This window comes from Psychrobacter sp. NPDC064578 (assembly GCF_044901245.1).
GTDB lineage: Bacteria > Pseudomonadota > Gammaproteobacteria > Pseudomonadales > Moraxellaceae > Psychrobacter > Psychrobacter cibarius_C.
In genome coordinates this window covers 77,491-91,338 of record NZ_JBJDPI010000004.1, presented here as the reverse complement: position 1 = coordinate 91,338, position 13,848 = coordinate 77,491, and the positions used below count along the sequence as shown (strand labels likewise).

General features: G+C 42.3%; 11 protein-coding genes. 6 read left to right on the top strand and 5 right to left on the bottom strand.

Annotation, left to right across the window (positions count from 1 at the left end; genetic code table 11):
- Positions 1-402: 402 nt before the first annotated feature.
- Positions 403-1,686, bottom strand: coding sequence for a CNNM domain-containing protein (locus ACI2JM_RS05725; RefSeq protein WP_083475681.1), 1,284 nt, complete (start codon positions 1,684-1,686; stop codon positions 403-405).
- Positions 1,687-2,238: 552 nt separating this feature from the next.
- On the opposite strand from ACI2JM_RS05725, the gene yajC reads away from it, so the two are divergent.
- The 6 genes from yajC to ACI2JM_RS05695 all read left to right on the top strand — a co-directional run bounded on the left by yajC (position 2,239) and on the right by ACI2JM_RS05695 (position 9,274).
- Positions 2,239-2,568, top strand: coding sequence for a preprotein translocase subunit YajC (gene yajC, locus ACI2JM_RS05720; RefSeq protein WP_045446152.1), 330 nt, complete (start codon positions 2,239-2,241; stop codon positions 2,566-2,568).
- Positions 2,569-3,152: 584 nt separating this feature from the next.
- Positions 3,153-5,030 carry a protein translocase subunit SecD gene (secD, locus tag ACI2JM_RS05715; protein WP_060490898.1) on the top strand — a complete coding sequence of 626 codons (1,878 nt, stop codon included), beginning with the start codon at positions 3,153-3,155 and terminating at the stop codon, positions 5,028-5,030.
- Between the two features lie 9 nt (positions 5,031-5,039).
- A complete protein-coding gene (gene secF, locus ACI2JM_RS05710) occupies positions 5,040-6,311 on the top strand; it encodes a protein translocase subunit SecF (RefSeq protein WP_404642771.1) in 1,272 nt (423 codons plus the stop codon).
- A gap of 313 nt (positions 6,312-6,624) precedes the next feature.
- The gene (locus ACI2JM_RS05705) at positions 6,625-8,046 is read left to right on the top strand and encodes an MATE family efflux transporter (RefSeq protein WP_404642769.1); all 1,422 of its coding nucleotides are present in this window, start codon (positions 6,625-6,627) and stop codon (positions 8,044-8,046) included.
- Between the two features lie 141 nt (positions 8,047-8,187).
- Positions 8,188-8,919, top strand: coding sequence for an AzlC family ABC transporter permease (locus ACI2JM_RS05700; protein ID WP_404642767.1), 732 nt, complete (start codon positions 8,188-8,190; stop codon positions 8,917-8,919).
- Positions 8,909-9,274 carry an AzlD domain-containing protein gene (locus ACI2JM_RS05695; RefSeq protein ID WP_193011024.1) on the top strand — a complete coding sequence of 122 codons (366 nt, stop codon included), beginning with the start codon at positions 8,909-8,911 and terminating at the stop codon, positions 9,272-9,274. Before ACI2JM_RS05700 ends, ACI2JM_RS05695 begins: the two co-directional genes overlap by 11 nt.
- 168 nt (positions 9,275-9,442) lie before the next feature.
- Here ACI2JM_RS05695 and purF read toward each other — a convergent pair whose 3' ends face one another.
- The 4 genes from purF to ACI2JM_RS05675 all read right to left on the bottom strand — a co-directional run bounded on the left by purF (position 9,443) and on the right by ACI2JM_RS05675 (position 13,692).
- Positions 9,443-10,978 (bottom strand): amidophosphoribosyltransferase, encoded by a 1,536-nt coding sequence (gene purF / locus ACI2JM_RS05690; RefSeq protein WP_055124190.1) that lies wholly within the window; start codon positions 10,976-10,978, stop codon positions 9,443-9,445.
- Positions 10,979-11,295: 317 nt separating this feature from the next.
- Positions 11,296-11,793 carry a CvpA family protein gene (locus ACI2JM_RS05685; RefSeq protein ID WP_045446136.1) on the bottom strand — a complete coding sequence of 166 codons (498 nt, stop codon included), beginning with the start codon at positions 11,791-11,793 and terminating at the stop codon, positions 11,296-11,298.
- A 136-nt stretch (positions 11,794-11,929) separates the two neighbouring features.
- Positions 11,930-12,964 (bottom strand): quinone-dependent dihydroorotate dehydrogenase, encoded by a 1,035-nt coding sequence (locus tag ACI2JM_RS05680; protein WP_198330953.1) that lies wholly within the window; start codon positions 12,962-12,964, stop codon positions 11,930-11,932.
- A gap of 182 nt (positions 12,965-13,146) precedes the next feature.
- Entirely contained in the window at positions 13,147-13,692 is a 546-nt protein-coding gene (locus ACI2JM_RS05675; protein WP_227676244.1) for a hypothetical protein, read from the bottom strand.
- Positions 13,693-13,848: the final 156 nt, after the last annotated feature.

Genomic DNA, 13,848 nt, shown 5'->3' with positions numbered 1-13,848 from the left:
TGACTAACGTTTTTTATTGATTAAATATAGTAGTCGCTTATTACTCATTAACATCATAATAAATGAAGCGAGCACTGGTTAGCATGTGCCCTCTTCATTTTACTTGTAAAAAATATCTGTTTAATCATCACCTACTTATTAATGATGACAGCGTACTTTTACCATAGAGTGAGACTATCATTCAATTCTCACAGCTATGTGACACCCTGTGTAATTATTGCGAATACTAAAATACCAACCATATGGCACAATTATTTCTGAAAATATGAGTCACTGCCCATCGCTGTAATAAATACAAGATATATTAACTGAGCCGCTTACGCAGTACACGACTCAGTTTTTGCTCCAGTTTTGATTCGCTTTCTGTCAATCCAATCTCAATTTAATAAGCCAAACTGAAGCTTACTTAGCGTCCGTACTATTATCTTCGTATTGTTGTTCATCATCACTAAGCTTCATGCCCAATCGCTCTACTCGTCTGTCCATCATTTGTCGAGCCAATGCTTGCATATCTTCGACGCGGTCTATTTCATCCACAATCTCAAGTCCCAATAGCGTCTCAAACACATCTTCTAAAGTAACCAAACCTTTGACTTCGCCATACTCACCGACTGTAATCGCAATATGAATACGGTTTTTTAGCATCAGCTCTAACAAATCAAACAGTTTCATTTTTGAAAAAACAAAAGTAATGTCACGTTTAAACTGAGTCAATGGCTTGTGCATCGCATGATTTACTTTGGCTAATAACATGTCTGTTTTTAATACAAAACCTGTGATGTTATCTAAGTCACCATCATAAATTGGCAGTCGTGAAAACGTCAATTTTGGGCGATCAACCAATAATTCAGCGACTGTTTTGTTTTCTTCAAACGCCAGCATCACCGAACGTGGGGTCATGATATCTTCGACTTTAATCGCACCAAATGCCAGCAAATTGCGAATAATGCGCGATTCTAATGGGTCAATCTGTCCTGACTCTTCACCGATGCTGGCAAGTGCCGCAAACTCTCTGCGACTAAAGGCTACAGGCTCTTTGCCTCGTACCAATAATTTGGTCAGTTTTTCTGATATCCAGATTAATGGGTATAGTAGTAAAATAATACCCCGCACAAAATACGCGACCATGCCACTTAACTGACGCCAATATACCGTGCCCAACGTTTTTGGAATAATCTCAGATAAAAATAAAATCGCCAAGGTCATAATGGCAGAAAACAGTCCAAACCATGCACTACCGAACACAATCGTGGCTTGGGCACCAGCACCGATAGAACCTAATGTATGAGCCACTGTATTCAAAGTCAAAATAGCTGCTAATGACTGATCGATGTTATCAACCTTTAAGCGTCTTAGCATGTTGGCTTTTTTGGGGTTAGTCTCTTGAACATCAGCGATATAAGACGGCGTCATGCTCAGTAATGCAGACTCAGCCAATGAACAGACAAACGAGATACCGATGGCGACAACCACAAAAAGTATGAGTAATAGCACACTGATCGCGGTCGGCTCTGCTAAAGCATCAGCGGCAAAAGCTGGATATGGCAATAGCAGCATCGCCGTCAGCGCTGATAACCCAGCAATTGAATTGGTACGACTAAGACGCTTTGAATAGCGTGATGTCGGAGGAGGTTTAGCAGACGCTTCTTTACAAGCGCGCGGACGACATAGACGAGGTACAAACATAAAAGTGGTAAACAAGTTAGGTAACCTAAACAGAAAAAAAGTAAAAGGGATAATAATATAATGAGCAAACGATACTAAATCGTTAAAGGCAAACAACAAAACAGACATGATTAATTAGCTATTAGTTATCTGCTAAAACGATGGTAACTCGCTGCTCAAAACTGATTTAGCAGCAGATAATAGGATCTATTATATACTAACAAACCGTGTGCTAAATGCAGGGAATTATTGCCATTTGATAGTAGCATTGATGATGCCATTTCACAATAAGACGCTATTGTTAAGTCTTTGTTTTTTGGTATCCTTGACCATACCTTTTGCTACACTACTGCTCCCTAGCATCCATTCGCTGCTTGAATTTTGTTATACTCTCAGCGCTTTGGCGTCACTTATATGAGGTGGCAAAAATATTGCCGCAAAAAGTAATGACCGCTAGCATGCCATTACCTTAAGAAAAACATACTCAGCCTATGATTAACAGTTACCAAGTCTGGGATTTTTTGTTACTATGCGTTTAATTTTATTATTATCTATGACTTACTGAGAGAAATTATGTTGTTATTTATCCAAGCTGCCCATGCTGCACCAGAAGCTGCTGGTGCGATGTCACTATTTAGTCAAATACTATTGCCTGTTGCTTTTTTTGCGATTTTTTACTTCTTAGTGATTCGTCCACAGTCTAAGCGTACCAAAGAACATCGTGCCATGGTCAATGCATTGACTGTCGGTAGCGAAATCATTTTTGCTGGTGGTTTGATGGGCCGTATCAAAGCCATTGAAGGTGACTATGCGGTGGTCAGCCTGAACAATAATACTGATGTCAAAGTACAACGTGCTTCTGTTATTTCAGTGTTACCTGCTGGCACAATCGAAAGCGTTTAATGATTGATTGAAATATTAGTCGCGTTTTATTGATGATTACTAGGGCATGTCCTCATTTTAAAAATGGTGGTAAAAATGAAATAAATTGCTGTTAAACAAGGAAAGTAGCGTAAATAATATCGAGATATTAATAAACTATTTGACGATGTTTGGCAAAATTTAGCCATTTTTAGCCCATTTAGAGGATAATCAATTGAATTGAGGACACGCCCTCATCTGTCATTAATAAATATAGTGATTAATACAGTGCCTAAGAATGACCGTACCTTATTTACGGTCATTTTTCGCTATAGAGCAATGATGTAAAAACAGTCTCATAGAGTATAGACAATTTATGTTTATGCTTTTGACCATGCTGTCTTTATTGATTTTATCAGTGATATTTTGCTGACTATATATTTTTGATGACTATATAAAGATACGTCTGTATTATTTGCTCTACTGTTTTACTATCATCGCGGATGATCGCAATGGTGCATGATGACGACTGCTAGATACAGCACTCAACCATTGCTATCGCTAACTTCCCATCTGCTAACTTGTGGCCTACGTCGCCAGTCGTTTATCAACCTAAAGAAGTGATTATGCAATATCCCGCTTGGAAATACTTACTTATTGCCGTCGTGCTAATCATTGCCGGTCTATATGCTGCTCCTAACCTCTATCCTGATGAACCTGCCGTGCAGATTACAAGCGCCGCTGCAGGTACACAGCTGTCTGAAGGTATCTTGACTGAGTCTCAAAGCTTGCTTGAAGAGGCTGGCATCAATAACCACGATGGAACCTTTGAGGGCAACAGTGCACTGGTACGTCTTGACAATCCAGTCGATCAGCTCAAAGCTCAGGAAGTACTGCGTCAAAACTTGGGCGAAGACTATGTCGTCGCGCTTAACTTGGCGCAAACGACGCCGCAGTGGCTACGTGATATCGGTGCAAAACCGATGAAGCTCGGCCTTGATTTACGTGGCGGTGTGCGTTTTGTACTAGAAGTCGATATGGATAAGGCGCTCGAACAGCGTTTGACCAGTGCCAGTCGTGACATGCGTCGCGAACTACGTGCTGAGCGAATTGCGATCAAAGGCATTAAGACCGAAGATCGAAGTGTGGTATTACATTTCGCTGATACAGATACTCGTAACCGTGCACAGAATGTTTTGCAAGGCTCAATGGGCAATACCTTTAGCTTGCAATCCTCTATTGATGAGCAAGGTCCTGCACTGATTTTAGCGTACAATGATGCAACGCTTGATGAAATCAATAGCTACGCGGTCAATCAGAACTTGACCACCCTTCGCAATCGTATTGCTGAGCTTGGTGTGACTGAAGCTTTAGTACAGTCTCAAGGTGCTAGCCGTATCGTCGTCGAGCTTCCTGGCGTACAAGATACTGCTGAGGCAAAACGTGTCTTAGGGCGCACCGCAAACCTTGAGTTCCGTATGGTTGCTGAAGACAGCGAAAACTATACGGGCGGCATCCCTCCAGCGGGTACCGAAGCTTTCCCGTTTGAGACACTTGATGGTCCGCCGGTACTGCTTGAACGTCAAGCGATTGTCACGGGTGATAAAGTCACTAATGCTCAAACTGGTGTGGATGAAAGCGGCTCTCCTGAAGTAAGCATTACTTTAGATAGTGCTGGTGGTAAGCTCATGCAAAATGCCACTCGTACCGCCGTTGGCAAACAGATGGCAGTATTGTTCATCGAAAACAAGCAAAGAATCACTTACGAAGAAGATCCAGAGACTGGCGAAACTGTCGAAGTTAGAACACCTTATGCTGAGACTAAAGTCATTAACCGTGCCAATATTCAAGCGGTCCTTGGCTCCTCTTTCCGTATTACTGGGCTAGATAGTAGCGCGGAAGCTGCCGAGCTTGCACTACTGCTACGCTCAGGCGCACTTGCCGCACCGATGTACTTTGTAGAAGAACGCACTATTGGCCCATCATTAGGTCAAGAAAATATTGATAAAGGTCTATTCTCTACGCAGGTCGGTTATCTATTAGTCTTTGCGTTTATGATTATCTTCTATCGTCTGTTTGGTGTGATCGCCAACGTGGCGCTGGCCGTGAACGTTATTATCATCATCGCTATTATGTCAATCTTAGGCTCTTCACTTACCTTGCCTGGTATTGCCGGTATCGTTTTGACTATCGGTATGGCCGTCGATGCCAACGTACTAATCTTTGAGCGAATACGTGAGGAGCTAGCAAACGGGGTACGGCCAAAATCCGCCATCGTGGCAGGTTTTGATCGCGCCTTTAGTAGTATTTTCGATGCCAACATTACAACCTTATTGGTCGCATTTATCCTATTTGCGATTGGTACTGGTCCGATTAAAGGCTTTGCGATTACGCTCGCTATTGGTATTGTCAGCTCACTGTTTACCGCGATTTTGGTCACACGTGCGTTGGTACAAATTGCTTATGGTAAGCGTAAATCTATCAAACGTTTGAGCATCGGTTAGGAGAACATTATGGCGATCGATAAGAATAACCCTTTAGAACAGCAGAACAATCCAGATCGAAATGGTTCAGGTGGCTCAAACAGTGAGGTAAATAACGACAGCACACGCCGCCGTAAAAAACCACGCCGTGATGGTAAAGGTAGTAATACCAAAGCCAACAACCCAACTACCGCTAAATCAAAAAAAGACAAAGCTCTGAGCAGTGGTAAAGATGCGGGTAAAGACAGTCAAGCACTGGCCACCCAAGCAGCCAATCCTGATGTAGAATCAGGTGATGCCGCTGATGATGCGGCTGCAATCGCTGAAGGCGGTATCAAAGCCGTTGGCAACCAGCGTATTATTCCGTTTATGAAGATAGAAAAGCCAATGGCACTTTTATCTCTATTAATGGTTATTGGTAGTATCATTGCGATTGCAGTAAACGGTCTAAACTTAGGACTTGATTTTACGGGTGGTGTGTCCGCAGATGTGCGTTACGAGCAGCCTGTCGAGCAAGTTGAAGTTGTACAAGCATTGGCCGACAATGGCTTTGATGATGCCGTGGTACAGTATCTTGGTACACGAGAAGAACTCCTCGTACGCCTGCCACCACAGTCTGATAACGTAGATGGCCTTAACAGTAGCCTCACTAAAGCATTAACCCTGCCTAATAATAATGTTGAAATCAGTAACGTTAATATTATTGGTAGCCAAGTTGGTAACGAAGTCTACTTAAACTCAGTCATGTCGCTGGTATTAGCATTGCTCTGTATGCTTGGTTATGTCGCTTTACGTTTCCAATTTAAGCTGGCACTGGGCGCGGTACTATCGCTGTTCCATGACGCGATTGTCACCATCGGGGTCTTTGCATTATTTGGTTTTCCGTTTGACTTAACCGTATTGGCTGCTATTTTGGCATTGATTGGTTACTCATTGAACGATACGATTGTTGTTTATGACCGTATCCGTGAAAACTTCCGCCGCGTTCGTGGTATCACACCTCGCCAGACAATCGATTTGTCTTTAACAGAGACGCTGCGCCGTACCATTATGACCATTTCCACTGTTTTACTGGTCGTACTTGCCATGCTATTCTTAGGCGGTGATGGACTATATTGGTTCTCAGTAGCGCTCTTCATTGGTCTGCTTGCTGGTACTTACTCATCAACGTATATTGCAAGCTCGATTCCATTACGTATGGGTCTATCACGCGATGACTTTATTGTGAAAGTAAAGCCTGAGTTTGAAGAAGAAATTGTCACTTTCAATGATCCAAAAATGTTTGAACAAGACAATGTTTAATAAATTTTATACTTTCTCAAGCTAATCGCTAGCTAAGATAGTATTTAAGCAAGCATCAAAAAAAGCACCTGACTCGTGAGTAATGAGTCTAGGTGCTTTTGTCTTTGTAGCTATTTTTGCCTTGAATATCACACCTACTAGAGCTAACTCCATTTAAAACAGAGTCAAGGCAACACAGTACAAATATATAAGTCATACTTCAAGTAAGGTTAACGCCGTAACGCCTTTATAATGAATTGACTATACGGTAATGTCATAGCGTTAATGACATTAACTCTGCCCTTCTTGTTTTTCAGCGATAAACGAGCCAAAAATGCCAATGACCACCTCGTCACCTAGTGCTATGCCACCGATTGATACTCGCTATACACGTATCATTGCTATTGCGTTGCCCGTGTTATTGGCCAACCTAGCCATGCCACTACAAAGCGTTATCGATACCGCGATCGTGGGTAACATGAATGACACGGCTAAACTTGCCGGGATGGGCTTGGCGATACAGTTACTGTCTTTATTACTCGTGAGTTTTAACTTTTTGCAATATGCCTCATCTGGGCTATCGGCTCAAGCGCTAGGACAATCGGTCAATCATGTTGATAATTCTACTCATATCACAAAATCATCAAGCCCAACCCCATCACCCCTACTATCAATCTTGCAACGTGCCTTGTTATTAGCGCTTGCTATCGGTAGCATTCTGTTATTGGCAAAGCCTTGGTTGATAGATTTTGGCTTGCAAGCCCTATCGGCCAACCCCGAAAGTGGGCAAGCGGCAAAGATTTATTTAGATGTACGCTTTTGGGGCGTCATCGCTGAGCTAATGAACTTTGCCTTTATTGGTTGGTTTGCTGGTCAAGGTAAGACTCGCTACATGCTTTACCAGCAAGGCTTTATCGCCATGCTGAATATCGTTCTGACCTTGTTTTTTGTCTACGGTATGCAGATGGGATTGGTTGGGGTGGCGTTAGGAACCACTATTGCCTTTTGGCTAGGCGTGATACTAGCATTGTGGCTCAGCCGTCAGCATTTGCAAATATCTTGGCAAGCCTTATTCACTGCCGACAAGCAACATTTTTCTAAAGAAAAAATGCTTAGGCTATTTTCATTAAATAAAGATATTTTTATCCGTACTCTAATCTTGACGTTGAGTTTCGCTTGGATTACCCGCTTGTCGGCTCAAAGTGGTGACGTCATCCTAGCCGCCAACGCTATTTTGCTTCAAGTATTAAGTATCTCAGCCTTTGCTCTTGATGGCGTGGCGGTATCGGCTGAGACATTAAGCGGTCAAGCAGCAGGACGACGGGATTGGCCACGTTTTCGTACTATCGTCAAGCGCACTGGTATCGTCAGTTATGGTCTAGCCATCATGTTAAGTGCGATATGGTGGCTTGCAATGCCAACATATTTGCAATTTATGACCAATATCGAGTCCGTTTTTACGTTGGCATATGATTACCACCTTTATGCGGTATTACTACCTCTCGTTGGCGTTGGTGCATATTGGCTAGATGGTATATTTTTTGGCTTAACTGCCGGCAATGTGATTCGTAACGCAGCTTTGATACTCGCCGCTATCTTTTTTCCACTTAGCTGGGTGCTCTACCAACAGTGGGATATGACTGGTATTTGGCTAAGCGTGTGGTGTTTATTATTACTTCGGCTGGTTATTTTGGGTGGCTTCTTGTACCGAGCTCATCAAACAGCCAGCTATGAAAAACTCCAACCAACTGTGTAATGTTCTTCGATTAAGTGCATTTTTTCTGGGGTGTTTTTGCCATTGCTCGGGCTTGTCTTCATTTTAAAACCAGTTTTCTAACATTAATTTTTCAGTAAAATATTAATAATAACCAAAAAACAGCAAAAATTAGGATGTCATGTGACTACTCATTCAAAAGAATTACATCAACACCATGAGACCAGCTACGACTGGGTGGCGGGGTTTAAAAAAAGCCTACCTGTGGCGATGGGCTATTTACCTGCGGGTATCGCCTTTGGTGTGCTGGCACAAGTTGCAGGCATCCCTGTGTGGGCAACGATTATGTTGAGTGTTGTACTGTATGCGGGCGCCGCTCAATATGCTTGTTTGCCAATGCTGAGCGCTGGTTTACCGATTGGTAGCATCGCAACCAATATTGCCGCTATTAATTTACGTCATGTATTTTATGGTATGCCATTATTGCAATACCTACCAGAACATAAGCTTGCCAAAACCTATTGCCTATTTGCCCTGACTGATGAAACTTTCTCTGTTATGACCAGTTTACCTAATGAGTCAAGACAAGCGTTGATACTACCATTGAGCTTATTTAATCAAAGCTGGTGGGTGCTAGCGAGCACGGTTGGTGTCATGATCGGCAGTACTCTGAGTGATTTGGTACCACATTTGGATTTTGCCTTAGTCTGTCTGTTTGCAATCTTAGCTTATGAGCAGTTCCAAAGTATCAAACGTTATTTCCCCATTGCTATTGCTGTCATTTCTTTAGCGGTGGCATCTTTATTTACTAGTAATTGGTTGTTATTGGTGGCAATCACCATCTGTATGCTATTGATTTTAGCTCGTGGGTTTTGGACGCAGCGTAATATGACAGGAGCCAACAATGACCAGTAGTTACCTTATTTTCGCAACCTTTGCGATGGCCGCCGTGACCTTTATTACCCGTGCGCTACCCGCCTTAATACCCAGAAAGTTGTTAGACACACCTTGGCTGCATCGGCTCAATGAGAGCTTGCCGCTATCAGTCATGGTATTGCTTATTTTAACCAGCCTTTCTTATCAAAATTTATCGGCAACGACTGGGCTAAATAGTGCTGAACTACATTTATTGATGGCACAAATTGGTGCCCTTATTTTGGTGTTGTTCGTTTATCATATCAGCCGTCAGTTATTGGTCAGTATGGTCGTTGGCATCGCCGCCATTAATGGCTTACTATGGGTATTTACTAATTTTTTAAGTGGATACTAGAAAATTGATAAATACGTGAATGGATAACAGCTTATAGTTCATATGAATAATTTTAAACCCTGTAATTGAACTATATTTAAAATAGAAAAGGCTGAATTCTTATGAGAATCCAGCCTTTTACTTTCTAACAGTGCTGCAAAAAACAGGCACTTTGAAGAAATTGATAGCTTAAAGCTCTTCGACGCCCATCATATCAACTGGGGTATCAGCCACTATCTGTACGCCTTTTTTACCTGTTTTGGCAGTGTCATTGCGCTGCTCTTGTAAATGCTCAAGATACGCTTCATTGATCTGCCCAGTGATGTAGCAACCATTAAATACGGCACAATCAAAACCTTCAACTTTGCTGTACTTGGTATCTTTTACCGCATCAATCAAGTCATCCAAATCTTGGAAAATCAATCTATCAGCACCGATGATATCACGTACTTCTTCTACCGTATGACCTGAGGCAATAAGCTCACTGCGTACTGGCATATCGATACCATAGACGTTTGGATATTTAACCGGTGGCGCGGCGCTAGCAAAAAATACTTTATTCGCACCAGCATCGCGTGCCATTTGGATGATTTCATGGCAAGTGGTACCACGAACGATAGAATCATCAACCAACAGGACGTTTTTACCTTTGAACTCAAGTGGTACGGCGCTGAGTTTTTGACGAACTGATTTTTTACGTTGTTGTTGACCTGGCATGATAAAGGTACGACCGATGTAGCGGTTTTTCATAAACCCTTCACGGTACTTAATATTCATTTTTAGTGCCAGCTCCATCGCTGACGTACGCGAGGTATCTGGAATAGGAATCACCACATCGATATCGTGATCTTCACCCCATTCAGCAAGGATTTTATCAGCCAGCTTTTCACCCATACGTAAGCGTGCTTTGTAAACTGAGATGTTATCCATGATAGAATCTGGACGAGCAAAATACACATATTCAAAGATACAAGGCGTGTATTCTTGCTGCTCAACACACTGATGAGTGTGTAATTTATGATCTAAATCAATGAATATGGCTTCGCCAGGTTTTACATCACGGATAATACTAAATCCTGATCCTGTCAGTGCAACTGACTCTGAGGCAACCATATACTCGGTGCCGCCATTCGGTGCCATGCGCTTACCAAAAATAAGCGGACGAATACCGTTTGGATCACGAAATGCGAGCAAACCATGACCAGTAATCAAAGCGACCACACCATAAGCGCCTTCGACGCGACCATATACAGCCGTGACTGCTTCAAAAATATCAGCAGGCGTTGCTTTGGTTTTACCCAAGTTTTGCATTTCATGGGCAAGTACGTTTAGCAATACTTCTGAATCTGAATCGGTATTAAGATGTCGGCGATCTTCGATGTATAAAGACTTGGCTAAACTCTCAGCATTGGTCAAGTTACCATTGTGTGCAAGGGTAATACCATAAGGTGAGTTGACATAAAATGGTTGAGCTTCGGCACTGCTTGACGTGCCTGCTGTTGGATAACGCACATGACCAATACCAAACTTACCAACCAATTTCATCATATGACGATTCATAAATACGTCACGTACCATGCCATTTTCTTTACGTAGATAGAGTCGTCCATCTTGCAAAGTGACAATACCCGCTGCATCTTGCCCACGATGCTGTAGCATCGTCAAACCGTCATAAAGAATCTGATTGACTGGTTCGTGAGCTGCAACTCCAATGACTCCACACATAATAGCTATATCCTATTTTGACTCATTAATTAGTACTACAATAGTGGCAAGACTGCTAACAGTAGATTATCAAAAATGCGTACTGTTACTCACCGACGACCTGATGATTGTTGTTCAGAATTTAACGAATATTTATCTTTTGACTATTAACAAAATGCACTATTTATTGGCATTTGTGGTCTCTAAATGCGATTAAGTAATTTTTTATCAAGGATAACTTACAAAGAGGATATGATAGAAGCGATAACCTCTAGCACCACAAACCCAAGCTATCAGCATCGAAGCATTGAGACATTAAAGGTTAACCGTAAAAATACTTACGATTGATTGACTTGATCCCAAGCCATACCTAATACATCTGAGACCAACGCTTTACCCATCGGGGCATAAGGCAATAGCTCAGGCGCGAGCACTGACGTTTGCCATTGTGGCATTTGTACCAGTAACGGCGCACTGACGCTAAGCACAACTAAGACCATCAGTACATTTTTAGCAGCACCCAGTACACCACCTGCCATTTTGTCAACGACACCCAAGCGTAAGGTTTTAAGTACGCCTGAGAATACAAATGCCACTAAGTGCATGATGGCCAATATGATTATCACCACCAATAAAAATGCCATTGCCATTTGTAAAACAGGGTTTTGTACCATGCCTGATAGTTGCGGCGAAACCACTCCTGCCAAACGCGTGGCAGCGATCAGGGCAATAAACCAACCGACTAAACCAACGGCTGTTTTAATCAATCCGACTTGAAAGCCGCGCCATAAGCCGATCAAAACAACAATAGCAATCACGATATCCAGACCACTCATGTTCTACGCCTCATACCTTATTGATTTTTATCGGATGTTTACTTTCGTTTTTGTGACACATTAATCTTTGATGACTCAGCTCAAAATACAGTCATCTTGTGCATCTGATAGGTAATGAGCTAGGGACATTAATCCGCTATAGCTCCATCGCGTCGTAATAGCCACCGATTGCTTGAATACAAGACTGTACCAACCCAGGACCACGATAAATGAGCCCCGTATAGAGCTGCACCATATCTGCACCCGCTTCAATTTTTTTGACGGCTTTTGCACCACTGTCAATACCGCCGACGCCTATTAAAGCGACTTTACCATCTAGCTGATCGGAGAACTGTTGTAAAATTTGGGTACTAATGTGGCTGACTGGGCGACCGGATAGACCACCTGCTTGCTCACCATCAGGTAGGTCTTCAACACCAACACGGCTCAACGTTGTATTGGTCGCAATCAACCCATCTATCTCAAAATCGAGCAATTGCTGCGAGATATAATCCACTTGTAGCGGCTCTAGATCAGGCGCAACTTTCAATACCAGTGGCACATAAAAACCATATTCAGTGGCTAATTGGCTGTGACGATTTTTAATCGTATCCAAAAGCTGAGTCAAGGCCTCGCCACTTTGTAAATCACGCAGATTCTTCGTATTTGGTGAGGAGATATTAACGGTGATATAGGAGGCATGCGGATAAGCACGCTCTAAACAATAGACATAATCATCGGCGGCTTGCTCTACTGGCGTATCGGCGTTTTTACCAATATTAATCCCAATATTGCCTTTGTATTGACAACGCTTGACGTTTTCAATCAGATAATCGATACCTTGGTTATTGAAACCCATTCGATTGATGATAGCATCCGCTTGCTTGATTCTAAACAACCTTGGCTTATCATTGCCTATTTGCGGTCTTGGCGTGACCGTGCCCACTTCTATAAAACCAAAGCCCAGCTCAGCCAACGCATCGATATAATCACCATTTTTATCCAGTCCTGCCGCTAGGCCGACCGGATTGGCGAATTGTAAGCCCATACAGTCTGTTGGCTGCATTGACTGACCGTATACCAAACCTAAAACACGTGCTTTATGAGCTTTATCTAATAAAGATAAGGTCATCTCGTGGGCGTGCTCTGGATCCATCTTAAACAAAAAAGGGCGAAGTAAGGCATAAGACATAGTAATGGCAGACCCTGCTCGAAAGAAATAGTGAGTGAATAGTGCGAATAAAATCAAGCGCTGCGATTATATCAGCTTAACAGAAATAAGAGCAAAGTTTCATGCGCTAAATTTCTGTATTAGAGTGCTAATAGCTATACCTACATATTGGCTAAGGAACTGACAGATGTATTCTACAGTCCCTAAGGTACAGGACGACCATCCGTCAGGGCTATCCAACCACGGACGATACGATAAAGATGCCATATGAAGGTAAAAATCATGATTAGCAGGCCAAATACCGCTAATAATACCGAACCAATGGCAATATTATTGCTATCAGCCAGCATACTAATGCCAAAACCCCCTAATGCAAAGGTAATGATAATAATGCCTAAGAAGAAAAATACGATGCTATACCAAAAGGTCTTAATCTGCCAATCAAAATGCGTGGACAACCACGAACCCTCTGCATCATGGCGCTTCGCATAGTTCATCACAATTGGTACAACCCACAGTAATCCAGCGGTAAAATAGCTGATTACGTATAAAAAATAAGTAATGTGATTATAAGTGATTAAAGAACGGCGCTTACCAGTGCTCATATTGTCACTCGCCCCATAGCTCTGCCTCTGCTGAGTCATTTCATGATCAAATGCAGCTTCAACTGACGCATTACTCTGGTGTTCAGCAGTTCTGGTCTGCTGATGGCTATGCGTGTCAGGTTTGCGATCAGAAGATTGATTCATCTTAAATATCCATCTCTGGCTGTGTGATAGTTAATTAATTGTGTCAAACGTGCAATTTTTCAATGACACTAATGACAAATGGTTATTTTAGAAACTGATGATCAGTTAATTTGGGGCAATAGTAGATAAGGAGTAAAATACCTCCAGTTTCCACAG

Bases quoted from the DNA above. Each gene is read 5' to 3' on its own strand.
- ACI2JM_RS05725 (WP_083475681.1), bottom strand. From the start codon at position 1,686: ATGTTTGTACCTCGTCTATGTCGTCCGCGCGCTTGTAAAGAAGCGTCT.
- yajC (WP_045446152.1), top strand. From the start codon at position 2,239: ATGTTGTTATTTATCCAAGCTGCCCATGCTGCACCAGAAGCTGCTGGT.
- secD (WP_060490898.1), top strand. From the start codon at position 3,153: ATGCAATATCCCGCTTGGAAATACTTACTTATTGCCGTCGTGCTAATC.
- secF (WP_404642771.1), top strand. From the start codon at position 5,040: ATGGCGATCGATAAGAATAACCCTTTAGAACAGCAGAACAATCCAGAT.
- ACI2JM_RS05705 (WP_404642769.1), top strand. From the start codon at position 6,625: ATGCCAATGACCACCTCGTCACCTAGTGCTATGCCACCGATTGATACT.
- ACI2JM_RS05695 (WP_193011024.1), top strand. From the start codon at position 8,909: ATGACCAGTAGTTACCTTATTTTCGCAACCTTTGCGATGGCCGCCGTG.
- purF (WP_055124190.1), bottom strand. From the start codon at position 10,978: ATGTGTGGAGTCATTGGAGTTGCAGCTCACGAACCAGTCAATCAGATT.
- ACI2JM_RS05685 (WP_045446136.1), bottom strand. From the start codon at position 11,793: ATGAGTGGTCTGGATATCGTGATTGCTATTGTTGTTTTGATCGGCTTA.
- ACI2JM_RS05680 (WP_198330953.1), bottom strand. From the start codon at position 12,964: ATGTCTTATGCCTTACTTCGCCCTTTTTTGTTTAAGATGGATCCAGAG.
- ACI2JM_RS05675 (WP_227676244.1), bottom strand. From the start codon at position 13,692: ATGAATCAATCTTCTGATCGCAAACCTGACACGCATAGCCATCAGCAG.